The sequence below is a fragment of the Nocardia carnea NBRC 14403 genome (genome assembly GCF_000308515.1).
GTDB lineage: Bacteria > Actinomycetota > Actinomycetes > Mycobacteriales > Mycobacteriaceae > Nocardia > Nocardia carnea.
The window spans coordinates 85,701-108,984 of the sequence record NZ_BAFV01000058.1 but is presented as its reverse complement, the minus strand read 5'-3'; the positions used below and the strand labels follow the sequence as shown (position 1 = coordinate 108,984).

Below are 23,284 nucleotides of genomic sequence, written 5' to 3'. Positions count from 1 at the left end.
CTCGGCTCGGTACGCTGCTGCCGACAGCGCAGTCGTAGATCGGGAGTCGGCATGGGGCGGGTCAACCGCAGGAAATCGGTACAGGGCGCGAAAACGCTGGTCACAGGCGCCGCCAGCGGTATCGGGAAGGCGACCGCGCTGGCGGCCGCGGCCCGTGGTGCGCGGCTGGTACTCACCGATATCGACGCCGACGGGCTGGCCGCCACGGTCGCCGAGATCGAACGCGCCGGTGGGACGGTGCTCATCTCGCGGGTGCTCGATATCTCCGACTACGACGCCGTCGCCGAGTTCTCCGCCGCCGTGCACGAGGCTTTCGGCAGCCTGGACGTGGTGATGAATGTGGCCGGGACTTCCGTCTGGGGAACCGTCGACAGTCTGGAGATCCGGCATTGGCGCCGGATGGTCGATATCAATCTGCTCGGGCCGATCAATGTCATCGAACGTTTCGTTCCGCCGATGGTGCGGTCCGGGCAGCCGGGCGCGCTGGTGAATGTCTCCTCGGCGGCGGGGTTACTGGCCCTGCCGTGGCATGCCGCCTACAGCGCGAGCAAATACGGCCTCCGGGGTTTGTCGGAGGTGCTGCGGTTCGAGCTCGCCGAGCACGGGATCACGGTGCATCTGGTGACGCCGGGCGCGGTGGCGACGCCGCTGGTGCGGACCTTCGACCTGGTCGGCGTGGACAAGGAGAATCCGCGAGTGCAGCGGGTGACCTCGCTGTTCACCCGCCACGCCGTACCGCCGGAGAAGGTCGCCGCGGCGATCCTGAAGGGGATCGAACGCAACCGCTTCCTGGTGTACAGCTCCTTCGATATCCGCTTCGGTTACTGGTGGAAGCGGAAGTTCGCCTTCCCCTACGAACTGCTGATGCGGCAGGCCAACCGGCAGTTCAGCACGCTGAAACAGTCGGTGAATCGGGATCGGGCGGTAGCGAGCACACCGGATCCGGATTCTCCGGCAGCGCACTGAGCGGGTCGCCGGGGTCGTCGCACAGGCCCGGCTCCGGGCAGTTCAGGTGAACGTCGAGGACGCGGGCGCCGGGACCTTCGGCGCCGAGCCGGTCGTGTTCGTTGACCAGTTTGCAGCTACCCAGCGACAGGCAGCCGCAGCCGATGCATCCGGTGAGGTTGTCCCGTAGCCGGACCAGCTGAGTTATCCGCTCGTCCAGATCCGCCTGCCAGGCGGTGGACAGGGTTTCCCAATCGCGCCGGGTGGGTGTGCGACCTTCCGGCAAACGGTCCAGTGCGTCGCGGATTTCGCTCAGTGGGATTCCGACCCGCTGGGAGATGCGGATGAAGGCGACCCGGCGCAGCGTCTCCCGGGTGTAGCGGCGTTGATTCCCGCTGGTCCGGCGGCTGGAGATAAGGCCTTCGCGTTCGTAGAAGTGCAACGCGGACACTGCGACTCCGCTACGCTCGGAGAGCTGACCCGGGGTCAGCTCTCTGGTTTTCCAATCCGTTGTCGGCATCCGCCCTCCTCCGTCATCCTCAACCATACTTCAGGGTTGCTGGCGTTGTGGGCCGAATCCGGGGCAAATATGCCGCGAACCCGGCGCCCGCACGGATGCCGCCGGCCGCCGCGCGCATTACTGTCGGGACATGGGATCAGATGCCGCATCCGATACCCGGCAACGGGACACCGCCCACCCGGCCCCCACCTACGGGGTGACCAGTGAAGTCGGCAACCTGCGCGCCGTACTGCTGCACCGGCCCGGCGACGAACTGCGCCGGCTCACCCCGCGCAACAACGATCAACTGCTCTTCGACGCCATTCCCTGGGTGGAACGCGCCCAGCAGGAACACGACACCTTCGCGACGGCCCTGCGCGACCGCGGGGTAGAGGTACTGCTACTCGCCGACCTGCTCGCCGAAACCCTCGCAGTCAGCGGCGCCGCCCGTATCCAGGGCATCTCCGCGGCCGTGCACGCACGCCGCCTCGGCCATTCGCTCGCCGCCGAACTGGCCGCCCAGCTGCGTGGCGTCCCCGCACCGGAGCTCGCCCGAATCCTGATGGCGGGGATGACCTTCGACGAACTGCCCTTCGCCGCCGACGACACCTCCCTCGTCCGCCGTATGCACCACGGCGGCGATTTCGTCATCGACCCGCTGCCGAATCTCCTGTTCACCCGCGACTCTTCGTTCTGGGTCGGCCCCAAGGTCGCGATCACCGCACTGGCGCTGCCCGCCCGCGCGCGCGAAACCTCGCTGACCGATCTGATCTACGCCTTCCACCCGAGATTCCTCGGCGTCCGGCGGGCCTACGAATCGCATACCGCGCCCATCGAAGGCGGTGATGTGCTGCTGCTGGCCCCCGGGGTGGTGGCCGTGGGCGTCGGTGAACGCACCACCCCGGCCGGTGCGGAAGCCCTGGCCCGCAGCCTGTTCGACGACGGGCTCGCACACACCGTGCTGGTGGCACCGATCGCGCAGAACCGTGCCACCATGCACCTCGACACCGTCTGCACCATGGTCGATACGGATGCGGTGGTGATGTATCCGGGCGTGCGCGAAACCCTCACCGCGTACACGATCCGCCGCACCGATACCGACAGCTGCGTGGTCACCGGGCCCGACCCGTTCCTGCCCGCCGCCGCGGCAGCGATGGGGATCGGCAAACTCCGGGTGATCGATACCGGAACGGACGGGGTCACCGCCGAACGCGAACAGTGGGACGACGGGAACAACACGCTCGCCCTGGGCCCCGGAGTCGTGGTCGCCTACGAACGTAACGAGATGACCAATGCCCGCCTCGAAGATTCCGGTATCGAGGTGCTGCGCATACCCGGCTCGGAGTTGGGCTCGGGCCGCGGCGGTCCACGTTGTCTTTCCTGCCCACTTGCCCGGGATAGCGTATGAGAAGCGGCCGGATGCGGTAAGAACGGACGCATGTTCGAGATCACGGTGTCGCACGATTCGGGCGTCCCACCCTACGAACAACTACGTCTGGCCGTTATCGCCCGCGTGCGGGCAGGTGAACTCCTCGCGGGAACCAAGATTCCGACGGTGCGTGCGCTTGCGGCGCAACTGGGTCTGGCGCCCAATACCGTGGCCCGGGCCTACCGGGAACTGGAACAGGACGGCGTCCTGGAAACCCGCGGCCGGCGGGGCACCTTCATCGCCTCCTCCGGCGACCCCACCGCCGATGCCGCCGGCCGAGCCGCCGCCGAATACGTAGCGACGATCCGCCGGCTCGGGCTCGACGGCACAGCCGCCCTCCACTACGTCGAAACCGCCCTGATCGCTTGACCCGGGCGCCCTTGCTCATCGCCAGCTGGGTAGCCAGAGGTGGTCCTGCCAGCTGCCGGTGGTGATGGGCAGGGCCGTCAGGATCGGCCACAACCAGATGAAATTCGCGATCACCAGGGCGAGATACAGGCATACCGCGAGCAGTCCCAGACTGCGCCGTTCGCTCGGTTCGGGCGGGAGGAAGGGAGCGGTGCCGCCGCCCGGACTCCGGGCCGCTGCTCGTCGTGCGGTGCCGAGGATATCGCCGAAGACCAAAGCCAGCGCCATCACCAGGAACGGGGCCAGCGCGACCGCGTAGAAGTAGTACATCTGCCGGTCCAGCGTGAGGAACCAGGGCAGCAGCGCCGCGCCGTATCCGGTGAGTACGGCCGCGTAACGCCAGTCGCGGCGCACCACCCAGCGCCACAGCCCCCAGGCCAGCACCGGTAGTGCGACCCACCACAGCGCCGGGGTGCCGATCAGCATGACGGCTTTCACGCATTCGCTCTGCCCGCAGCCGGTGACCCCGTCGTCGGCGTAGTAGTAGAGCATCGGGCGCAGGCCCATCGGCCACGTCCACGGTTTGGATTCCCACGGGTGATGGTTGCCGGCCGAGTTGGTGAGCTCGGAGTGGAAGCCGAGGGTGCGGGAGTGGAAGTACCACAGGGAACGCAGAGCGTCGGGGAACAGGTGCGACCAGAAACCACCCGTGCCGATACCGTCCTCGGGAGCCGACGGGTTACCGGCCATATAGCGGTAGACCGCGGTTTCTTCGCGGAACCACGCGGCATAAGAGGCCAGGTAGACGCCCAGCGGTATCACGACCAGCGCGTACAGTGCCGGGCCGATATCGCGGATCGCGGTGCCGAACAGGGGTTTGCGCACACCGTAGGCGCGGCGCGCGGACAGATCGAACAGCACACTCATCAGGCCGAATGCCGCGATGAAATACAGGCCCGACCATTTGGTTCCGCACGCGAGCCCGAGCAGGACCCCGGCGCCGAACCGCCACCAGCGCACACCCAGCCGCGGACCCCACGGCGTCTCCGCGATCCGGCCCTCGGCGTCGGCGCGGGCCAGGCGCGCCCGGACCTGGTCGCGGTCGACGATCAGGCAACCGAAGGCGGCGGTGACGAAGAAGGTGATGAAGATGTCGAGCATGCCGATGCGCGACGAGACGAAACTCGCCCCGTCGGCGATCAGCAGGATTCCGGCGAATGCGCCGAGCAGCGTGGACCGGGTCATCCGCCGGACGATCCGGATGACCAGCAGTACCAGCAGGGTGCCGGCCAGCGCCGCGGTGAACCGCCACCCCCAGCCGTTGTAACCGAACAACGCTTCACCGAGCGCGATCATCTGCTTACCCACCGGTGGATGCACCACCAGTCCGTAACCGGGGTTGTCCTCGATACGGCCGGTCAGGATCTGCCACCCCTGCGGGGCGTAGTGCTTCTCGTCGAAAACCGGGGTACCCGCGTCGGTGGGGTAGCTGAGCATGGTGAACCGCGTGACGGCCGCGATCGCCGTCAAGAACAGGCTGACCACCCAGCCGCGCACGGTATCGGTCGGACCGAAATCCGGTGCGGGCCGCAGCGGTGCCGGGCTCGACCAAGTACGCGGCGGCCGCCAGGACGCGCTCGGGCGCGAGTCGGTCAGCTGATTCACGGCACCGAGTCTATGGGTGTGCCCACCGCGTGACGCCACACGCCCGAACCGGTCGCGGCCGGGTACGCGGCGAGGCGGACATATCGGTCGACCGGAGCAAATCCGCCCACCTCGCGCCGCCGAACTGCGCTGGGGTGTCGCCGGTATCTGCGGTGTGCTGATCTTGCTCGCCCCGCGCCGCCGAACTGCGCTGCGATCTGCTGCACTTCGCCCAGGTCATCGCCGCCCGGGACGTGCTGGGCGGTAGCAGGCGGAACTCGTACCACTCACCTGATACGTTCCAGGTAGTTGCGGACCGCCGAAACCAGGGGCCCGCGGTGGCCCCGGAGATGCACCAGGCTGCCGCACGACCACGGAACAAGGTGCGCACAACCACGGAACAGGGGTGCCTGAAGCGGACTGTGCACACGAGATCGCGGCCGCAGCCCACAGCAAGACCGACGTAACCAACGGTGGAGCCGAGTCTTACGAGGCCCTGAAAGGTTTTGGCCCGTCCCTGCTGTCAGTGCTCGATGCGATGCGGCGCAGCCGCGAGCATCGAGTGCTGACAGCAGGGACCAAGGGGGGCCAAAACCCGCGCCGACGGAGTCGGCGCCAAAAGACAAGGAGTTGTGGTGACAACGGGCGGACTGGTTCTGGCGGCGACACCGCTGGGGCAGATCGGGGATGCTTCCGCGCGATTGCGGGAAGCGCTGGGGTCCGCCGATATCGTCGCGGCGGAGGACACCAGGCGGACCCGGTCGCTGGCGGACGCGCTGGGTGTCGAGATCCGTGGCCGGGTGATGAGCTTCTACGACCATGTGGAGTCGGCGAAGGTTCCCGCACTGCTGGAGGAGATCGCCGGCGGCCGGACCGTACTGCTGGTCACCGATGCCGGGATGCCCTCGGTGAGCGATCCCGGGTACCGGCTGGTGGCGGCCTGCGCCGAACGGGATCTGCCGGTGACCTGCCTCCCCGGCCCCTCGGCGGTGACGACGGCGCTGGCGCTGTCCGCGTTGCCGGTCGACCGGTTCTGTTTCGACGGGTTCGCGCCGCGCAAATCGGGGCGGCGCAAGGAGTGGCTGGGCACCCTGGTCTCCGAGCGGCGGGCCTGTGTGTTCTTCGAGGCCCCGCACCGTTTGGCCGAATGCCTGGCCGACGCTGTCGAGGTGCTGGGCGGCGACCGCCGGGCCGCGGTGTGCCGGGAACTCACCAAGACCTACGAAGAGGTGGTACGCGGCACGCTGGCCGAGCTCGCGGAGTGGGCGGCCGGCGGTGTGCGCGGGGAGATCACGGTGGTCCTCGAGGGGGCGAGCGCGACCGTCGCCGAACCGGAGGACCTCGTCGCGCAGGTCGAGGAACGCGCCGCCGCGGGGCTGCGACTCAAGGATGCCAGCGCGGAGATCGCCGAGATAGCCGGAGTTTCGCGCCGCGAACTCTACGACGCCGTCCTGGCCGCCCGCCGCGCCGCTGTCGAGTGAAACGGCGCGGTCTCACGCCGCCCATGGGACAGGTCGGGTGAATGCGGCATTCGACCCACCTACTCGAAGTCCGGCCGGCCCCGGCCACAGTAGGGCGGCCTCGGAGATCACTCGTCGGTTTTGGGTTCCACGTAGCGCGGGAACACCGGTGCCGGTGCGGGCAGCGGGACGCCCGGGACCAGCGGTGTCGCGATATCGGCGAAATCGCGGCCCGGCTGGGCGAGGAGGTCCAGGATCTTGGCCGACGAACCCGGCATGGCCGGCTGGGCCAGGATCGCCACGATCCGGATCACCTCGAGGGTGACGTAGAGGACCGTCGCCATCCGGGCGAGGTCTTCCTCGGTCCCGGATTTGCGTAGCGTCCAGGGCGCCTGGGCGGTGAAGTAGCGGTTGGTTTCACCGAGGGTGAGCCAGATCTGTTCCAGCGCCAGGTGCATCTGCTGCGCATCGAATTCGGCCCGGCAGCGTTCCAGCAGGCCGTTCGCGCGGTCGAGCAGAACGCGATCGTCGGCGGTGAACTCACCCGGAGTGGGTATCGCCGCGCCGCAGTTCTTGGCGACCATGGTCAGGCTGCGCTGCACCAGGTTGCCGAACTCGTTGGCCAGATCGGCGTTGATCCGGGAGACGATGGCGTCGTGGCTGTAGCTGCCGTCCTGGCCGTAGGAGATTTCGCGCAGCAGGAAGAAACGGACGGCATCGAGGCCGTAGGTGTCGACGAGTTCCAGCGGGTCGACCACATTGCCGACCGATTTCGACATCTTCTCGCCCTTGTTGTACAGGAACCCGTGCACGAAGACGCGCTTCGGCAGTTCGACACCGGCCGACATCAGGAAGGCGGGCCAGTACACGGTGTGGAAGCGGGTGATGTCCTTGCCGATGATGTGTACATCGGCCGGCCAGAACGTGCCGAACGCGGCGGAATCGGTTTCCGGGAAGCCGATACCGGTGAGGTAGTTGGTGAGCGCGTCCACCCATACGTACATGACGTGATCGGGGTGGCCGGGCACCGGAATACCCCAGTCGAAGGTGGTCCGGGAGATCGACAGATCCTTGAGGCCGGCCTTGACGTAGCTGACGATCTCGTTGCGCCGGGTCGCCGGGGCGATGAATTCCGGATGCTCGGCGTAGAGCGCCAGCAGTTTGTCCTGGTAGGCCGAGAGCCGGAAGAAGAAATTGGATTCCTCGGTCCAGGTCACCGGGGTGTTGGTTTCGGTGGAGATGCGGCTGCCGTCGTCGAGCAGCGTCGTCTCCTCCTCGGTGTAGAACGCCTCGTCGCGTACCGAGTACCAGCCGGAGTAGTTGTCGAGGTAGATATCGCCGTTGTCGAGCATCCGCTGCCAGATCGCGATACTGGCACGCTGATGGTCGGCGTCGGTGGTGCGGATGAACCGGTCGAAGGAGATATCGAGCGATTTGTCCATCCGCTCGAACACATCGGAGTTACGCGCGGCCAGCTCTTCCACCGCGACGTTCTCCGCGGCGGCGGTCTGCTGCATCTTCTGGCCGTGCTCATCGGTGCCGGTCAGGAAGAACACGTTGTACCCGTCGAGCCGCTTGAACCGGGCGAGTGCATCGGTGGAGATGTACTCGTAGGCATGCCCGATATGCGGCGCACCGTTCGGGTACGCGATGGCCGTGGTGATATAGAAGGCGGGGCGTTCGGCTGCGCTCATGGTGCCTTGATTCCATCATGCGGACCGGTGTGAACCCGACTCGACTGCGTGTTCATGGCATCAGAGGTTACTGGTCCCGGTGCGCGGGCGGGAATCCATTCCGGCCCCCGGCTCTGCGACGTCGGTGGTCCGCGCCGCTGCCGGGCGTCGGCGCAGTGGCATCGCACCGGCAGGTGTGTGGCATCCGCACCGGCAGGTGTCCGGCCCGGTGGTGGCGGACTCTACTGTGAGGACCGTGCCCCTTCGTGAATCCGTGCGAAAGTCTCACCCGGCTGTGAACTCGGCCGGCCGGCGATCGGTGGCCCGCCGATGAGCGCCCGGCGTCCCGCCCCGCCGCTGCCCGAACCGCTGGCGCCGCTCGTGGATGCCCACACCCATCTCGACGCGTGCGGGGCCACCGATGCGGCTTCGGTCGCGGAGATGGTCGACCGGGCGGCCGGAGTGGGGGTCGGCCGGGTGGTGACCGTCGCCGACGATCTGGCCGCCGCCCGCTGGGCCGTGCAGGCCGCGCATTGGGACGACCGGGTGTATGCGGCGGTCGCCCTGCATCCGACGCGGGCGAACGCCCTCGACGATGCGGCGCGGGCGGAGCTGGAGAAGCTGGCGGCCGATCCGCGCGTGGTGGCAGTCGGGGAGACGGGGCTCGACTACTACTGGCCGGGCAAACTCGACGGCTGCGCCGATATCGAAACGCAGATCGAGGGTTTCCGCTGGCATATCGATCTGGCCAAACGGATCGGTAAACCGCTGATGATCCACAACCGGGAAGCCGATCACGATCTGCTGACCGTGCTGCTCGACGAAGGCGCCCCGGAGACGGTGATCTTCCACTGTTTCTCCTCGGACGCGAATATGGCGCTGTCCTGCGTGGCCGAGGGCTATATCTTGAGTTTCTCGGGGACCGCGAGTTTCAAGAACGCGCACGAACTGCGTGAGGCGGTGAAGGTGGTGCCGGACGATCAGTTGCTGGTCGAAACCGATGCGCCGTATCTGACTCCGCATCCGTATCGGGGCGCGCCGAACGAGCCGTATTGCCTGCCGTACACCGTGCGGTCGGTGGCGGAATTGCGGGCGCAGGATCCGGTGGAGTTGGCGGAGATCAGTACGGCGAATGCGCGCCGTGTGTACGGACTCACTGCCTGAAACCGCCGTCGGCGGGAAAGTGATTTACGACACAGTTTTTCCCGCGTCGTTTCGTCTAGCAGGGTCTCGGCGGGCGGATGGTGTCGCCGGACCGGCGGGTCGGTTCGTTGCGGTTGTCGGGACCACCGACCTTCGTTATCGTCCCGTGACCGTGTCACCCTTTGCGAGGATCAACTCCTCACGCTCGCTCATGCTCTACGTGGCGATCGCCGCCGTACTGCTGACTTTGATCATCGGTGCGGGCGCGGCCATCGTCGCCAACGGTTCCCACAGCGACCGGGCGCATTCGGCCCCCGCCGGTCACGCCATCGAACTGCCGGTGCCCCAACCCGCACTCGTCTAGCAGTACACACCGCGACTGCCGACCGGTAAGCGTGAAGCTCGACCGACCCTCCGATTCGACCGTGATCGCTCCCCTTGGCGGACCCCGGGGTGGGGCCCGCCCGGTTCTGGAGCGACGGAGCGGGGGAGCGAAGCGGAGGAGCGGAGGAGTGAAGAACCGGGCCCATAAGGGCCCCACCCCTCGAGACGCGGAGCGTCTCCAAAATCACAGCCCGCCCCTTCGCGGACGGTCCACTCCCGACCCCGATTCTGTTCATCCGCCGATCCGCGTCGCCGGGAGCTATCGCCGTGAACGCTGGTCGGCGGCGCTGCCGGAGGTTTCGCGATGGACTCCGATCGACACCGCCGGAGGTATTGCCGTAACCGCCGGCCGGCACCGCTGTCGGAGGTATCGCCATGGACTCCGATCCGCACCGCCCGCGGCGGCACCATAAACGCCGGCCGGCACCACCGGAAACGGCGCCGAAACCCCAGTTGGTAAGTTCGCCCGGTGTCGGATGCCGAGATGATGGCGCGTGGTGAGGTGGCTCTGCTGGGGCCCGCACAGGTGCGGGAGCTGGCTGAGCGGCTCGGTGTCCGCCCGACCAAACAGCTCGGGCAGAACTTCGTGCACGACGGTAATACGGTCCGGCGGATCGTGACCGCGGCCGGTGTCGGGCGTGCGGATACGGTGCTCGAGGTGGGGCCGGGTCTGGGGTCGCTGACGCTGGCTCTGCTGGATGTCGTGGATTCGGTGCTCGCCGTCGAGATCGACCCGGTGCTGGCGGAGCAGTTGCCCGATACGGTGCGGGAACGGGCCGCAACCCTGGCCGACAGGCTGACCGTGGTGCCCGGTGACGCACTGCGGGTCCGTGCGGGAATGCTGCCGGCCGCGCCGACCGCCTTGGTGGCGAATCTTCCCTACAACGTGGCTGTTCCGGTGCTCCTGCATCTGCTGGCCGAATTCCCGAGTATCACTACGGCTTTGGTGATGGTGCAGGCCGAGGTCGCGGACCGGCTGGCCGCGCCGCCGGGTGGCCGGGTGTACGGCGTACCGAGTGTGAAGGCCGGTTTCTACGGCACCGTATCGAAGGCGGGTGCGGTGGGCCGGCAGGTGTTCTGGCCGGTGCCGCAGGTGGAATCGGGGCTGGTGCGGGTGGATCGGTTCGCCGAACCACCCTGGCCGGTGGACGAATCGCACCGGTTGCGGGTGTTCGAGGTGATCGATCTCGCATTCGCGCAGCGCCGGAAAACATTGCGGGCCGCACTGGCGGGCTGGGCGGGTAGCCCGGTGGAGGCGGAACGAAGGCTGGTCGCCGCGGGAATCGCGCCGACCGCACGCGGGGAAACCCTCGACACCGCGGCCTTCGTTCGCCTCGCCGCGCAGGCCGGCGATCAGCTCGCCAGTTCGTAGCCCGCTTCGTCCACTGCGGCCGCGATATCGGTATCGGCGATTCCGGCGGCTGCGTCGACCACGACCCGGCCCGAGGCGAGATCGACGTCCACGCTGGTGACGCCGTCGATTTTGCCGATTTCCGTTTTCACCGCCTGGACGCAGTGGTCGCAGGTCATACCGCTGACGGTGTAAGTGCTGGTGGTGGACATGGTGTCTCCTTCGTGCTCGGTCCTCTGCCGGGACGCCACGAATATACCCCCGGGGGGTAATAGGCGCAAGGGTGGTGTGGTCCGGGTCCCTGCACGGTCTTCGGATGGTCCCCGCCCAACAGCACCTATTAGGCTTGGGCACCGTGCTGTCCGTTGTGCCCAGTCCCGTCACCGTGCGGGCACCCTCGAAGGTCAACCTCCATCTGGGAGTAGGTGACCTGCGCGCCGACGGCTACCACGAGCTCACCACCGTTTTCCAGGCCCTGTCCCTCGCCGACGATCTGGAGATCGCCCCCGCCAACTCGCTCACCCTGCGGGTCACCGGGGAAGGCGCCGCGGAAGTCCCCACCGACCGCACCAATCTCGTCTGGAAGGCAGCAGTCCGGCTCGCCCAGCTGGCGGGCCGCGCACCGCTGGTGGAAATCACCATCGACAAAGGTATTCCGGTAGCCGGCGGAATGGCCGGCGGCAGCGCCGACGCGGCCGCCACCCTGGTGGGCCTGAACGAGCTCTGGGAACTGGGCCTGCATCGGGACGAACTCGCCGCGGTGGGCGCCGAACTGGGCAGCGATGTGCCTTTCGCCCTGCACGGCGGGACCGCGCTCGGCACCGGACGCGGGGAACGGTTGCTCCCGGTGCTCTCGCGCAATTCATTCCACTGGGTGCTCGCCCTGGCGAAGGGCGGGCTGTCCACCCCGGAGGTCTTCACCGAGCTCGATCGGCTCCGCGTCCAGGGCAAGCCACCGCGCCTCGGCGAACCCCAGGCCCTCATGCAGGCCCTGGCCTCCGGAGACGCACACCAGCTCGCCCCGCTGCTCGGCAACGATCTACAGGCCGCGGCGGTCTCCCTGCGCCCTGACCTGCGCCGCACACTCCGTGCCGGGGTGGAGGCCGGAGCACTGGCCGGTCTCGTCTCCGGTTCCGGCCCGACCTGTGCTTTCCTCTGTGAAACCACCGAATCCGCCGTCGCCGTGGCAGCAGAACTCTCCGGTGCCGGAGTGGCCCGCAGTGTGCGGACGGCGACCGGTCCGGTACCCGGGGCGCGGATAACCGGCCAGGAAGAACCGCATTACCCGTCCCCGGAACCGCCGCCCCCCGGCCCCTGGCGGGCGTAACTCGTTCGGTCGTCCCGGCATCGAGCGCATCGACCGCCACCGGCTTCGAATCCAGTTCGAATCCGGGCGGATGCCCGGGCTGCTCGGGGGCGGGAGCCCCAGCCGCAGCCTGCGCCGGGGGTGATCCCTGCCGGTTCGGCATCGAGCCGGCCTGATTCCGGAGCTCGCCGCGCGCCTCGGTAGCCACGGTTCCGTCGGCCGGGTGGTGCTCGACCCCGGCGGCGGTCGACCGGTGCGGAGGCCTCGATAGGCTGGCCGGGGTCGCGTATCGGCGTGGCCGGCAGCGGAGGCGGAAGGATTCATGGCCAACCTGATCAATCTCGAACAGGTCAGCAAGAGTTTCGGGATCAAACCACTGCTCGACGGGGTCTCGCTCGGTGTGCATGCGGGCGAGCGGATCGGGGTGGTCGGTCTCAACGGCGGCGGTAAGACCACGCTGCTCGAGGTGCTGACCGGGATCGAGGAGCCCGACGGCGGCCGGGTCAGCCGGCTCGGTGGACTGCGGATGGCCGTGGTCACCCAGCGTGGGGTGCTACCCGAGGGCGCGACCATCGGCGAGGTCGTGCTCGCCGGGTTGGCCGACGACGCGCCGACGGGCGATATCGCCGAACACGAATGGGCCGCGGATCCGCGGATCCGGTCGGTGCTCGACGGCATCGGGATCGCCGGGCTGGGCCTGGACACCACCGTCACGAATCTGTCCGGCGGGGAACGCCGCCGGGTCGCGCTGGCCGCCGCCCTGGTGCGCGACCTGGACCTGCTGGTGCTCGACGAACCGACCAACCATCTCGACGTCGAGGGTGTGCAGTGGCTGGCCGAACATCTGCTGGCCCGGCGCAGCGCGCTGGTCGTGGTCACACACGATCGCTGGTTCCTCGACACCGTCGCGACCCGAACCTGGGAAGTAGTGGGTGGCCGGGTCGAAACCTACGAGGGTGGATACGGCGACTGGATCTTCGCGCGCGCCGAACGCGCCCGGCAGGCCGATGCCACCGAGGCCCGGCGGCGGAACCTGGCGCGTAAGGAACTGGCCTGGTTGCGGCGGGGCCCGCAGGCCCGTACTTCCAAACCGCGCTACCGGGTGGAGGCCGCCGAGGCGCTGATCGCCGATGTCCCGCCGCCGCGGGACAGTGTGTCGCTGGCTTCGTTCGCCAAGAAGCGGCTGGGCCGGGTGGTGGTGGAGCTCGAGGACACCACCCTCACCACACCCGACGGCCGCGAACTGGTCCGGGACCTGACCTGGCGGCTGGCTCCCGGCGAGCGGGTCGGCCTGGTGGGGGTGAACGGTTCGGGTAAGACCACTCTGCTGCGGGCACTGGCCGGCGATGTCGAACCGGTCGCGGGGAAACGGGTGCAGGGGCAGACCGTGCGGATCGGCTGGCTGCGGCAGGAACTCGACGATCTCCCGACCGAGATGCGGGTGCTCGAGGCGGTCCAGGAGATCGCCATGCGGATCACGCTCGGCGAGGGCAGCAAGGCGCTGGAACTGTCCGCCGGTCAGCTGGCAGAACGACTCGGGTTCACTCCGGCCCGGCAGCGCACTCCGGTCCGGGATCTGTCGGGTGGTGAACGCCGCCGGCTGCAGCTCACCCGCATCCTCATGGCGGAGCCGAATGTGCTGCTGCTCGACGAACCCACCAACGACCTCGATATCGACACCTTGCAGCAGTTGGAGGATCTGCTCGACAACTGGGCCGGAACGCTGGTGGTGATCAGCCACGACCGCTACCTGATCGAGCGGATCTGCGACAGCACCTGGGCGCTGTTCGGCGACGGTAAGCTCACCAACCTGCCCGGCGGGATCACTCAGTATCTGGCCCGGCGGGCCGAACTCGAGGCCGGGGATACGGCCCGGCAGGCGGCGTCCGCGTCCGCGAGCCGGGCGGAGGCGTCGCAAACCGATTCGGCGGCCTACCGCGCGGCCCGTAAGGAACTCTCCCGCCTGGAACGCGCCATCGACAAACTCGGCGAACGCGAGGCGAAGCTGCATACCGCGCTCGCCGCCGCGGCGACGGAGCCCGAGAAACTGGTCACCCTCGGCGCCGAGCTCAAAGAGGTGCAGGCGGAGAAGGAAACCGCCGAGGAACGCTGGATGGAGCTCGCCGACCAGGTCTGAGCGGTCACGGGCCACCGGCCGGTCGGTACATCGCGCCGGGCGCAGCGCCGCGTCGGCAATGACCGCGGACGACCCCGCGCCCCGGCAGGGACCCGCCCGGAACAGCTGTCTGCGCCGCCACGGGTCCTCGTGAACCGGCGGCGAGTGGCGCAGCTCAGCATACCGGGGGCCACCGTTGCCGATCGGCCGATGAACCGCCTGCGCCCGCCCGGCACCGCCGCACCAGGTGCTGCCGTATCAGGGTGTGCCGGTGGCAGGACCTTCCTCACCGGCAATGGGCAGGCTGGTCTGCACGAATTCGGCGCCGAAGGTGGTGAGGGCGATGCCCCGGTGCTGGAGCTTCCCTCGGCCGCCGGCCTGTTTCAGCAGGTCGGCCACCGCTGTCTGGGCTTCCAGGAGCTGGTAGCGCTCGGGGGTGCCGACCGGTTCGGGCAGTGTGTCGATCAGGCCCACCCGCCGCAGGTTGTTCAAATAACGCTGGATCCGTTCCGGATGCCGGAGCCCGGCGTGCTCACCGATCATGCTCACACCGAGATCGTCCGCTCCGGATCGTGCTTCCCCGGATCGGCGGGCGCGCCGTGACGCCCGGCCGCCGCGGACGGTCACGGTCGGCTGTGGTCCCTCGAGGCGCAGCAGCCGCAGGATGCGGGCTTCGTCGGAGGTGAGTTCGGCCAGGATCCGGGCGAACGCCGGATGTCCCTCGTCGGGTGCCCGCGTGCTGGCGGCCAGGCGTAGCAGTGCCGCGCCCTGTTCCCGCAGCGATCGTTCGGTCGGGGAGGTGGTGGCCGACGATTCCGTGGCGGTGACCCCGAGCGCCAGGCGCAGCGCCTCCCGGATCTGCCGGGTCGCATCGGTGCGGATCTCGGCGGGCGGCTGCCCGGCCATACTGCCGCGTACCACGGTCTCGGTGACATCCAGCGCGGTATGCACTCCCCACCGCGCGGTACCGGACACCACCGACGCTGCGACCCGCGCGACCCCGCTCACGGCGCGCACCGCCGCGACGGGACCGATGGGCCCCGCCGGATCGCGGTGTTCGCCGGGACCTGTCCGGCCCGGCTCACCGGTGTCCCGGGATTCCTCGTTCACAGCCATGTGGTCGCCACCCCCGTTCCGAACACCAGGATATGCGCGTATCCCGCGAACAGCCCGAGAACGCCGCCGTGCACGAACAGCAGCCATTCGTCCTGTTTGATGGCCGAACGCAACATATCGACGAAATCGTTCGGTGAGAGCTCCGACATCTGCTTGGCGATATAGGCGCCGATCTGTTTGCCCTGGCGTTCGTTGAAGTCGGCGTCGGCGAACGCCAGTGGCGCGATGGCCATCGCCTCGGAGGTCAGGGTCTGGGTCAGTGTCTCGTAGTCGCGGTTGCCGAGGACCAGTTTCACCGCGCCGCGCGCCGGGCCGAGGGCACGATCGGCGGCCGGTCGCAGGGTGTCCTCCAGCATCTGCAGGGTGCGATCCGATTTGGGTCCGTTGAGCAGTTCGTCACCGATATTGGCGACCGTCATCACCTGGGTGGAGACGAGTTCGGCGTAACCGTCGGTGATTTCGTTCTGCCGTTTGATCAGCAGACCCTGCCGCCACGGGCACCACCATTTCGGCTCGGCGGGCGCGAAGATCATATTCAGGCCCACCCAGTTGACCACCCAGCCGATGATCACCCCGCCGATCGGCAGGACCGCCAAGGTCGGCCATCCGGTCGTGTGCAGGATCGCCACCAGCACCACACCCATGGGGGCGCCGAAATAGAGACCGAAATTCTGCATGAACCGTAATTCTTTGGCGCCCAGCACCTGGAACAGCTGGTTGAGCAGTTGCGGCCGGGCCTGGAAATACCGGATCACCATTTGTTTGACGTCGAGCAGCTGATCGATGTTCGCGCCGAGTTCGTCGGTGAGTTCGCGCAGAATATCCGGTAGTTGCTGGCGGACCCGCGCATGCACCATCTCCCGGAGCTGGGACGGCAGGTTGTACCAGAGCTGCGGATGGTCGCGGCGCAGGATGTTCTCGACGATATCGCGGATCTGGGTTTCGGCGGTGAGCGCGAGATGCTCGGCGAGCGCGTCGGGTTCCAGTTCGCGATAGAAATCGGCGACGCTGCCGAGTTTCGAAAGTCCTTTGTCCACCGCGATACTGGCCATTTTGTCGGCCCGTGACGGCACGATGCCCTGCCAGCCGAAGCGGCCGTCGTGGCTCAGCAGCGGCAGTATCTGGATCCGCTTGGGCAGATACGGGTACAGGTACCGCAGGCCCGGGATCCGGATACCGTGAAAGGCGATCGGCCGGAACAGCATCAGCACGCCGGTCCAGTTGGTGATGTAACCGATGACGCCGGTGAACAGCGGAATGGTCAGTAATTCCAGGAGGATCGTCGGGTGCACCCCGAACACACTCTCCAACACGACACACCCTCCTGCTCCCGGTGATCGCCGCCTCACCGGGATTTCAAATTAGCACCACAACCGGACCGTAACCGCGCTGCGGCGGCCATCCCACCGGCAGCGCGACCGGCCGCGACACATTAGTGTCTCAGACGTGAGCCGGATCCATGGTCCGGCGCGGGGCTATCACCGTCGATGGGCAATAATCGGTGAGCGGGATTCGTTCATCTGGCGATATCGGAGTAGACGTGGCAGACGACAGGACCGGACAGGAGTTCACCCGGACCGGTTCCCGGCCCGTGCAATGGAGTCCACCGGCCGGTAACGGCCCGGGTCCGGCGCCGAAGACGAGTCCCGACCCGGCCGATGTCGTCCGGCGTCCGCCGTCGAGTGTCGAACGCAGCGCCGATGTCGAGCAGCGGCAGATCAGCAACGAGGCCCGTCTCATCCGCGGCGTTTTCCGTGCTGCCGGGGTCGCGGCGGGCAGTGTGGTGCGCGGTGGCCAGTGGGCGGCGAACACGTCCTTCGAGGTCACCCGGGAGATCACCCAGGCGGCCTTGGACGGGGAGTCCTCGGCCGAGATCGCCGAGCGCACCGGTAACGCGCTACGGTCGATCGCGCGCAGTGCGCTCGGGGTCACCGAGGGTTCGGTGCGCGAAATCGTCAGCTATGTGCCGACCGGGCAGGCCTCCGGTCCGCAGACGGTGGCGGTGGGCTCGTATATGCGTTCGGCCACCGTCGCCGAACTCCGTAAACGCGGGGATGCGCTGCTGGCCCGTTCGGCCGATGTCTACTTCACCGAAGAGGTGCATCCCGCCTACGACCGGATTCTCGACGAACTGGCCCCCGACGAGGCCCGCATCCTGCGCTATATGGCCCTCAACGGCCCGCAGCCGACGGTCGACGTCCGCACCAACCGCCCGCTGGGTATCGGCTCCGAGTTGATCTCCGGTGGGCTGACCTCGGTACCGGAGCAGGCCGGTGTGCGCTACATCGACCGGGCCCGGTCGTATCTGATCAACCTCAGCCGGCTGGGCTTGACCCATAATTCCGACGATCCCGTGGTGCTGAGCCGCTATATGGTGCTCGAGGTCCAGCCGATCGTGGAGGACGCTTTGAAAAAGGCGGGCCGGGCCCCGAAAATCGTGCGCAAAAGTCTGCGCCTGACGGAGTTCGGCGAGGATTTCTGCCGTACCTGTTTCACCATCGGCAACGGTCAGCGGCCCTGACAACCGCCCCGCCAGGGTCACGGAACGCCACGCGCACCCGGCCGGAAAGCCCCGCTGACCGGCCCGGATTCGACTCCCGTAATAACGCCGACGCTGGATAGCAATCCGATACAGATCTGAATAGCCTCCCAATTTGTCCATTTCAGGTGGGATGGTGGAGTTATGGACCAGGGCGAGGAGCGCAACGATCCGGGGCCGCACCCGGGTGGTTTTTCCCGGCGGCCGGGTCAGAGCAGTGAAACCATGGCCTTCTCCGGCGCCGCGCTCGCGGCGGCGCTGGGCGCCGGACTCGATATATCGCTCCCGCCGCGGCTCGAACCCGAAACGGATGTGCCGCTGACCATGGGACCCGCACGACCGAACCCGTCACGCCCGCCTGCATCCGCCGCATCGGAGGATGTCCTGGAGATCCATCGCCTCAAATTCCGCTATGTCCGGACCTTGGACAGCAAACTCTGGGATGACTTCGCCGAAACGATGATCCCGGAAGCGACGGCCACCTACAGCGAATACCTGCAGTTCGAGTCCCGGGAAGCCTATTTGACTTTCCTGCGCAACACCCTGGGCCCGCATGTCATCACCGAGCACCGCTGCGACCACCCGGAGATCGATGTGAACGGTGATCGGGCCACCGGAATCTGGTACCTCTCCGATACGGTGCTGATTCCCGAGAACAATATGCTGCTGCGCGGCGCCGCCTTCTACACCGACGAGTACGTCCGCTGCGACGACAGCCGCTGGCGGATCGCGCATACGGGCTACGAACGCACCTACGAGGTGGTGCTATCGCTCAGCGATCTGCCCAGTCTGCGGCTGACCGCCAACCGGTGGGGGCTGACCCAGCATTCGGACGGCGTCGAATCCGTCGAACGCGACCCCCGGGAGACCGCGACGCGCGACGAGCCGCCGGAGCAGGCCATCGGCGGCAGCGACCAGGAATATCCGGGTCCCGAGCACCGGGCAGCGGGCTGATCGGTCACCCCGCGCACCGCCGCCGGCCTCAGTCGGCGGCGGCGACCAGCGGTTCCAAGGTGAGTTTCGGCATTTCCTTCTGGATGTACTGCAGCCGCCATTTATCGCTGAACACCGCGAGGATCGCGCCGTCGCTGCGCGTGAACACCTCCACCCCGCGCTGACGGTCCAGTTCAGGGGCCGAGGCCGCGTCGGTGCGGCGGGCAATCGTGTAGGCGAGATTGTCGAGCTGGGTCTCCACCCCGAATTCGCCTTGCATCCGCGCAGTCACCACCTCGAACTGCATCGGGCCCACCGCGGCGAGCACCGGGGAGGCGTCACCGCGGGCATCGTTGCGCAGCACCTGCACCACGCCCTCGGAATCGAGCTGATCGATCGCCTTCCGGAACTGCTTGTACTTGCCGGCGCTGCGGGCTCGCAGGGCGGCGAAATGTTCCGGGGCGAACGACGGAATCGGCGGGAATTCGACCTTCTTGTCGACGAACAGGGTGTGCCCGGGTGCGAGCGCGGTCGCGTTGACCAGGCCCACCACATCGCCGGGGTAGGCGGTATCGACGGTTTCGCGTTCCCGGCCGAAGATGGTCAACGCGTATTTGGTCGCGAACGGCCGGCCGGTCTGCGCGTGGGTGACCACCATGCCGCGTTCGAACTCGCCCGAAACGATGCGCATGAACGCGAGCCGGTCGCGGTGGGCGGTGTCCATACCCGCCTGCACCTTGAACACGACCGCGCTGAACGGGTCCTGCGGGTTACGCGGGCTACCGCCGATATCGGCGCGCGAACCCGGCGCGGGGGCCAGCTCGACCAGTGTTTCCAGCAGTTGCCGGACACCGAAGTTGAGCATGGCCGAGGCGTAGATCACCGGGGAGGTCTGCCCGGCCAGGAACATCTCCTGGTCGTGGTCCTGCCCGGTGGCCGACAGCAGTTCGCTCTCCTCCGCCGCGGTGGTCCACGCCGCGCCCTCCCGGGCCTCGGCGGATTCCGCCGTGAGCGCTTCTTCGGGCGCGATGGTGGCGCCGCCGGCGGTCCGGGTGAAATGGATGTACTCGGCAGCCGCGCCCTCGGGGCCGCGGCGCAGCAGACCACGGAAATCACCCGCGATACCGACCGGCAGGAACAGCGGGGTCGGGGTGAGGCCGATCCGTTCCTCGATCTCGTCGAGCAGCTCCAGCGGGGCCCGCCCGGGACGGTCCCATTTGTTGATGACGGTGATCACCGGGATACCCCGGTGACGGCATACCTGGAACAGTTTCAAGGTCTGCGGTTCGAGACCCTTCGCGGCGTCGATCAGCATCACCGCGGCATCCACCGCCGTGAGCACCCGGTAGGTGTCCTCGGAGAAATCGGAGTGGCCCGGAGTATCGACGAGATTGATCACATTGTCGATATCGGAGCCCGCGGCCCGGTAGTTGAACTGCAACGCGGTGGAGCTCACCGAGATACCGCGCGCCTTCTCCATCTCCATCCAGTCCGAGACGGTGGATTTGCGGCCCGCCTTGCCGTGGATGGCACCGGCCTCGGAGATCTTGCGGGCATGCAGCGCGAGCGCTTCGGTGAGCGTCGATTTACCTGCGTCGGGATGCGAGATCACGGCGAAGGTGCGGCGCCGCGACACCTCGCCGGCCAGTCCGCGCGCGGCGGGCGCGGTGCCCTCGGTGGAGGCGGTCAACGGAGAAAACCTTTCGGCGGTGAGATCGGGAACAACCGTTCAGGCTACGTGACCGCCGTACCTGGACCGGCGCCGGCTCGGTACTACCCTCCGGGGTTCGATTCGAAGCGCGGGTCCGATTCGAACCGCACGTAAGCACTGCCCGGTGCCGAGTTCAGCGAGGCCCTGTGAGGTTTCGGCCCGCGTGGTCGTTCAGCCCTCGATGCGATGCGGCGCAGCCGCGAGTGTCGAGGGCTGAACGACCACGCCAAGGGGGGCCGAAACCCGCGCGCCGAAGGCGCGCCAATAAGCACAGCACCTCCCGATTCCGGACTTTCAGGGCTGCTGGGTTACAGTATTCGGGTTGTCTCGGCGAGGGTTCGCAAATTTGCGGCACCGTGATCGACGCGGCGCGGCTTCCGGCCGCTGGCGTTCGGTCTTCGCCTGACGAGCAGACCACCTGACCAGGGGCGCGATATCCCTGGCAACCGCCCATAAGCCCGGTAGAGCCGTAGGAGTTATCCAGTCATGTCCGACGTCAACCTTCTCGAAGCGAAGATCCGCACCGAGTTCGGCAAGGGTGCCGCGCGCCGCACCCGCCGCGCGGGCAACGTTCCGGCGGTCCTGTACGGACACCAGTCCGATCCGCAGCATCTTTCGCTGGATGCCCTGTCGTTCGCCGCCATCCTGCGCCAGCACGGCACCAACGCGGTGCTCAACCTGGAGATCGAGGGTAAGAAGCAGCTGGCGCTGACGAAGTCGGTCGTCGTGCACCCGATCCACCGCTACATCGAACACGCCGACCTGCTGATCGTGCAGCGCGGTGAAGCGGTCACCGCCGATGTGCCGATCAACCTGACCGGTGAGGCCGCCGCGGGCACCCTGGTGACCCAGGAGGCCACTACTGTTTCCGTCTCCGCCGACGCCCTGAACATTCCTGAGTCGATCGACGTCTCGATCTTCAATGCCGAGGCGGGCACCCAGATCACCGCCGGTGCGATCGAGCTGCCCAAGGGTGTCAGCCTGGTCGGCGATCCCGAGTCGCTGCTGGTCAACATCGTCGAGGCCCGCGCCGCCGCCGAGCCGGCTGCCGAGGGCGAAGGCGCCGAGGGCGAAACCGCCGAATAGGACGGGTCACCTTCCGCGATGGCCGATACCGCACCGGCGCTCGTCGTCGGTCTGGGCAATCCGGGTCCCGAGTACGAACGCACCCGGCACAACGTGGGCTTTCTGGTCGCCGATTCGCTCGCCGAGCGGATCGGCGGCCGTTTCACCGTCCACAAGAAGTCGGGTACCGATCTGTTGCAGGCCCGGCTGGACGGGCGGCAGATCCTGGTCGCGAAACCGCGGTCGTATATGAACCTGTCCGGGCGGCCGGTGGCGGCGCTGGCCCGTTTCTTCTCCGTACCGCCCACCGAGGTGATCGTCGTCCACGACGAACTGGATCTGCCGTTCGGCGCGGTCCGGTTGAAGCGCGGTGGCGGTGAGGGCGGACACAACGGGTTGCGCTCGATTTCCGGCGCCTTGACCACCAAGGACTATCTGCGCACCCGGATCGGTATCGGCCGCCCACCCGGCCGCCAGGATCCCGCCGATTTCGTTCTCAAACCGTTCGCGTCGGCCGAGCGTAAAGAGCTGCCGGTGGTCGTCGAGCAGGCGGCCGACGCAGTAGAGCTGCTGCTTCGGGTGGGTCTGGAAACCGCGCAGAACCAGCTGCACTGACGTTCAGACGCGGGCAGCGAGGGTCAGGGCGAAACGATTGTCGGGGTCGGTCCAGGTGTGCTCCGATACGAAGCCCGCGGCGCGGAGTTCGGTGTCCAGGCCGGTGGGGCGGAATTTCGCGGAGATCTCGGTGCGTAGCTGTTCACCGCGGGCGAAGTGCACTGTGAGGTCCAGATCGGCGACGGTGACTTCCATATCCGCGGTGGCCGCCAACCGCATTTCGATCCACTCGTTGTCCGCGTCCCAATGCGCGATATGGTCGAACGCCTCGGGGACGAAATCGGCTCCCAGCCGGGTGTTGAGGACGCGCAGGACATTCCGGTTGAATTCGGCGGTGATACCGGCGGCGTCGTCGTAGGCGGGGATCAGGATCGACGGGTCCACCACCGATCCCGTACCGAGCAGCAGTTGTTCGCCGGGTTCGAGCACATCGTGGATACCGCCGAGGAATTCGGCGCGTTCCGTCGGCACCATATTGCCGAGTGTGCCGCCGAGGAAAGCGATCATCCGCCGCCCGCCGCGCGGCAGGGTTGCCAGGGTGTCGGTGAAATCGCTGACCACCCCGTGTACGGCCAGTCCGGGGAACTCCAGCGCAATCTCGGCCGCGGAAGCCCGCAGTGCGGATTCCGAAACATCCTGCGGGACATAGGTCTTCAACGGTCCCTCGGTGGTGAGGGCGGTGAGTAGCAGGCGGGTCTTACTGGCCGAACCCGATCCCAGTTCGACCAGTACCTCCGCCTGCGCCGTCCGTGCGATCGCCCCCGCGACGGTCGCCAGCAGTGCTCTTTCGGTGCGGGTGGGATAGTACTCGGGCAGGGCGGTGATCTGCTCGAACAGTTCACTTCCGTGGGCATCGTAGAACCATTTGGGGGGCAGCCATTTCGGGCTGTCGGTGAGACCGCGACGGGCGTCGGCGCGTAGGGCGGTCGTCAGGTCGGCGTCGGTGAGGTGGACTTCGACTGTGGGTTCGTTCACCGGCCGACCCCTGCCGGGATGCCCTGTCGGTC

Annotated in this window: 21 protein-coding genes; 13 read left to right on the top strand and 8 right to left on the bottom strand. The window is 67.6% G+C overall.

The genetic code is table 11. The annotated features are described in order from the left end of the window. The first annotated feature begins 51 nt into the window (after window positions 1-51). The gene (locus tag ON22_RS22195) at window positions 52-966 is read left to right on the top strand and encodes an SDR family oxidoreductase (RefSeq protein WP_051157939.1); all 915 of its coding nucleotides are present in this window, start codon (window positions 52-54) and stop codon (window positions 964-966) included. Here ON22_RS22195 and soxR read toward each other — a convergent pair. Further along, window positions 887-1,465 carry a redox-sensitive transcriptional activator SoxR gene (gene soxR, locus ON22_RS22190; RefSeq protein ID WP_081595754.1) on the bottom strand — a complete coding sequence of 193 codons (579 nt, stop codon included), beginning with the start codon at window positions 1,463-1,465 and terminating at the stop codon, window positions 887-889. The genes ON22_RS22195 and soxR overlap by 80 nt on opposite strands. 130 nt (window positions 1,466-1,595) lie before the next feature. On the opposite strand from soxR, the gene arcA reads away from it, so the two are divergent. Then, window positions 1,596-2,852 (top strand): arginine deiminase, encoded by a 1,257-nt coding sequence (gene arcA / locus ON22_RS22185; RefSeq protein WP_051157938.1) that lies wholly within the window; start codon window positions 1,596-1,598, stop codon window positions 2,850-2,852. Window positions 2,853-2,882: 30 nt separating this feature from the next. Next, the gene (locus ON22_RS22180; RefSeq protein WP_033243492.1) at window positions 2,883-3,242 is read left to right on the top strand and encodes a GntR family transcriptional regulator; all 360 of its coding nucleotides are present in this window, start codon (window positions 2,883-2,885) and stop codon (window positions 3,240-3,242) included. A gap of 15 nt (window positions 3,243-3,257) precedes the next feature. Here ON22_RS22180 and ON22_RS22175 read toward each other — a convergent pair whose 3' ends face one another. Next, window positions 3,258-4,886, bottom strand: coding sequence for a dolichyl-phosphate-mannose--protein mannosyltransferase (locus tag ON22_RS22175; RefSeq protein ID WP_033243491.1), 1,629 nt, complete (start codon window positions 4,884-4,886; stop codon window positions 3,258-3,260). Window positions 4,887-5,500: 614 nt separating this feature from the next. Between ON22_RS22175 and rsmI the strand changes: the two genes are divergently transcribed. Then, the gene (gene rsmI, locus ON22_RS22170) at window positions 5,501-6,346 is read left to right on the top strand and encodes a 16S rRNA (cytidine(1402)-2'-O)-methyltransferase (protein ID WP_231508506.1); all 846 of its coding nucleotides are present in this window, start codon (window positions 5,501-5,503) and stop codon (window positions 6,344-6,346) included. 107 nt (window positions 6,347-6,453) lie between these two features. On the opposite strand, the gene metG is transcribed toward rsmI, so the two are convergent. Beyond that, the gene (gene metG / locus ON22_RS22165; RefSeq protein ID WP_033243489.1) at window positions 6,454-8,019 is read right to left on the bottom strand and encodes a methionine--tRNA ligase; all 1,566 of its coding nucleotides are present in this window, start codon (window positions 8,017-8,019) and stop codon (window positions 6,454-6,456) included. A gap of 309 nt (window positions 8,020-8,328) precedes the next feature. Between metG and ON22_RS22160 the strand changes: the two genes are divergently transcribed. From ON22_RS22160 to rsmA, 3 genes are all read left to right on the top strand, one after another. After that, window positions 8,329-9,162: a TatD family hydrolase gene (locus ON22_RS22160; protein WP_033243488.1), complete on the top strand. Its 834-nt coding sequence runs from the start codon at window positions 8,329-8,331 to the stop codon at window positions 9,160-9,162. Window positions 9,163-9,313: 151 nt separating this feature from the next. Beyond that, complete coding sequence (locus tag ON22_RS36825; RefSeq protein ID WP_156052262.1) at window positions 9,314-9,505, top strand: hypothetical protein; 192 nt, start codon at window positions 9,314-9,316, stop codon at window positions 9,503-9,505. Window positions 9,506-10,009: 504 nt separating this feature from the next. Then, window positions 10,010-10,897 (top strand): 16S rRNA (adenine(1518)-N(6)/adenine(1519)-N(6))-dimethyltransferase RsmA, encoded by an 888-nt coding sequence (gene rsmA, locus ON22_RS22155; RefSeq protein ID WP_373280886.1) that lies wholly within the window; start codon window positions 10,010-10,012, stop codon window positions 10,895-10,897. Here rsmA and ON22_RS22150 read toward each other — a convergent pair. Further along, window positions 10,879-11,088 carry a heavy-metal-associated domain-containing protein gene (locus ON22_RS22150; protein ID WP_033243486.1) on the bottom strand — a complete coding sequence of 70 codons (210 nt, stop codon included), beginning with the start codon at window positions 11,086-11,088 and terminating at the stop codon, window positions 10,879-10,881. The genes rsmA and ON22_RS22150 overlap by 19 nt on opposite strands. Window positions 11,089-11,231: 143 nt before the next feature. Here ON22_RS22150 and ON22_RS22145 point away from each other — a divergent pair, with 143 nt between their 5' ends. Both ON22_RS22145 and ON22_RS22140 read left to right on the top strand, forming a co-directional pair. After that, window positions 11,232-12,203: a 4-(cytidine 5'-diphospho)-2-C-methyl-D-erythritol kinase gene (locus tag ON22_RS22145; RefSeq protein WP_081595765.1), complete on the top strand. Its 972-nt coding sequence runs from the start codon at window positions 11,232-11,234 to the stop codon at window positions 12,201-12,203. Window positions 12,204-12,504: 301 nt separating this feature from the next. Continuing rightward, a complete protein-coding gene (locus ON22_RS22140) occupies window positions 12,505-14,319 on the top strand; it encodes an ABC-F family ATP-binding cassette domain-containing protein (RefSeq protein ID WP_033243485.1) in 1,815 nt (604 codons plus the stop codon). Between the two features lie 237 nt (window positions 14,320-14,556). Here the strand turns inward: ON22_RS22140 and ON22_RS22135 are convergent, their stop codons facing one another. Together ON22_RS22135 and ON22_RS22130 are read right to left on the bottom strand one after the other, a co-directional pair. Continuing rightward, on the bottom strand, window positions 14,557-15,414 hold the full coding sequence (locus ON22_RS22135; RefSeq protein WP_033243484.1) for an Abi-alpha family protein: 858 nt from the start codon (window positions 15,412-15,414) through the stop codon (window positions 14,557-14,559). Beyond that, window positions 15,405-16,727, bottom strand: a complete 1,323-nt coding sequence (locus ON22_RS22130; protein ID WP_051157936.1) for a DUF445 domain-containing protein — start codon at window positions 16,725-16,727, stop codon at window positions 15,405-15,407. The genes ON22_RS22135 and ON22_RS22130 overlap by 10 nt, the downstream gene beginning before the upstream one ends. 227 nt (window positions 16,728-16,954) lie before the next feature. On the opposite strand from ON22_RS22130, the gene ON22_RS37415 reads away from it, so the two are divergent. Both ON22_RS37415 and ON22_RS22120 read left to right on the top strand, forming a co-directional pair. Next, entirely contained in the window at window positions 16,955-17,935 is a 981-nt protein-coding gene (locus ON22_RS37415) for an Abi-alpha family protein (protein WP_231508505.1), read from the top strand. Between the two features lie 342 nt (window positions 17,936-18,277). Then, entirely contained in the window at window positions 18,278-18,907 is a 630-nt protein-coding gene (locus tag ON22_RS22120) for a nuclear transport factor 2 family protein (RefSeq protein WP_081595763.1), read from the top strand. Window positions 18,908-18,935: 28 nt separating this feature from the next. Here the strand turns inward: ON22_RS22120 and ON22_RS22115 are convergent, their stop codons facing one another. Further along, window positions 18,936-20,576, bottom strand: a complete 1,641-nt coding sequence (locus ON22_RS22115; protein ID WP_033243483.1) for a peptide chain release factor 3 — start codon at window positions 20,574-20,576, stop codon at window positions 18,936-18,938. A gap of 507 nt (window positions 20,577-21,083) precedes the next feature. Between ON22_RS22115 and ON22_RS22110 the strand changes: the two genes are divergently transcribed. Both ON22_RS22110 and pth read left to right on the top strand, forming a co-directional pair. Beyond that, entirely contained in the window at window positions 21,084-21,683 is a 600-nt protein-coding gene (locus ON22_RS22110; RefSeq protein WP_033243482.1) for a 50S ribosomal protein L25/general stress protein Ctc, read from the top strand. 18 nt (window positions 21,684-21,701) lie between these two features. Next, entirely contained in the window at window positions 21,702-22,277 is a 576-nt protein-coding gene (gene pth, locus ON22_RS22105) for an aminoacyl-tRNA hydrolase (RefSeq protein ID WP_033243481.1), read from the top strand. A gap of 3 nt (window positions 22,278-22,280) precedes the next feature. Here pth and egtD read toward each other — a convergent pair whose 3' ends face one another. Further along, window positions 22,281-23,252, bottom strand: a complete 972-nt coding sequence (gene egtD, locus ON22_RS22100; protein ID WP_033243480.1) for an L-histidine N(alpha)-methyltransferase — start codon at window positions 23,250-23,252, stop codon at window positions 22,281-22,283. Window positions 23,253-23,284: the final 32 nt, after the last annotated feature.

Coding starts and splice junctions, on each gene's coding strand:
- ON22_RS22195 (WP_051157939.1), top strand. CDS start 52: ATGGGGCGGGTCAACCGCAGGAAATCGGTACAGGGCGCGAAAACGCTG.
- soxR (WP_081595754.1), bottom strand. CDS start 1,465: ATGCCGACAACGGATTGGAAAACCAGAGAGCTGACCCCGGGTCAGCTC.
- arcA (WP_051157938.1), top strand. CDS start 1,596: ATGGGATCAGATGCCGCATCCGATACCCGGCAACGGGACACCGCCCAC.
- ON22_RS22180 (WP_033243492.1), top strand. CDS start 2,883: ATGTTCGAGATCACGGTGTCGCACGATTCGGGCGTCCCACCCTACGAA.
- metG (WP_033243489.1), bottom strand. CDS start 8,019: ATGAGCGCAGCCGAACGCCCCGCCTTCTATATCACCACGGCCATCGCG.
- ON22_RS22160 (WP_033243488.1), top strand. CDS start 8,329: ATGAGCGCCCGGCGTCCCGCCCCGCCGCTGCCCGAACCGCTGGCGCCG.
- rsmA (WP_373280886.1), top strand. CDS start 10,010: ATGATGGCGCGTGGTGAGGTGGCTCTGCTGGGGCCCGCACAGGTGCGG.
- ON22_RS22150 (WP_033243486.1), bottom strand. CDS start 11,088: ATGTCCACCACCAGCACTTACACCGTCAGCGGTATGACCTGCGACCAC.
- ON22_RS22140 (WP_033243485.1), top strand. CDS start 12,505: ATGGCCAACCTGATCAATCTCGAACAGGTCAGCAAGAGTTTCGGGATC.
- ON22_RS22135 (WP_033243484.1), bottom strand. CDS start 15,414: ATGGCTGTGAACGAGGAATCCCGGGACACCGGTGAGCCGGGCCGGACA.
- ON22_RS22120 (WP_081595763.1), top strand. CDS start 18,278: ATGGGACCCGCACGACCGAACCCGTCACGCCCGCCTGCATCCGCCGCA.
- ON22_RS22110 (WP_033243482.1), top strand. CDS start 21,084: ATGTCCGACGTCAACCTTCTCGAAGCGAAGATCCGCACCGAGTTCGGC.
- pth (WP_033243481.1), top strand. CDS start 21,702: ATGGCCGATACCGCACCGGCGCTCGTCGTCGGTCTGGGCAATCCGGGT.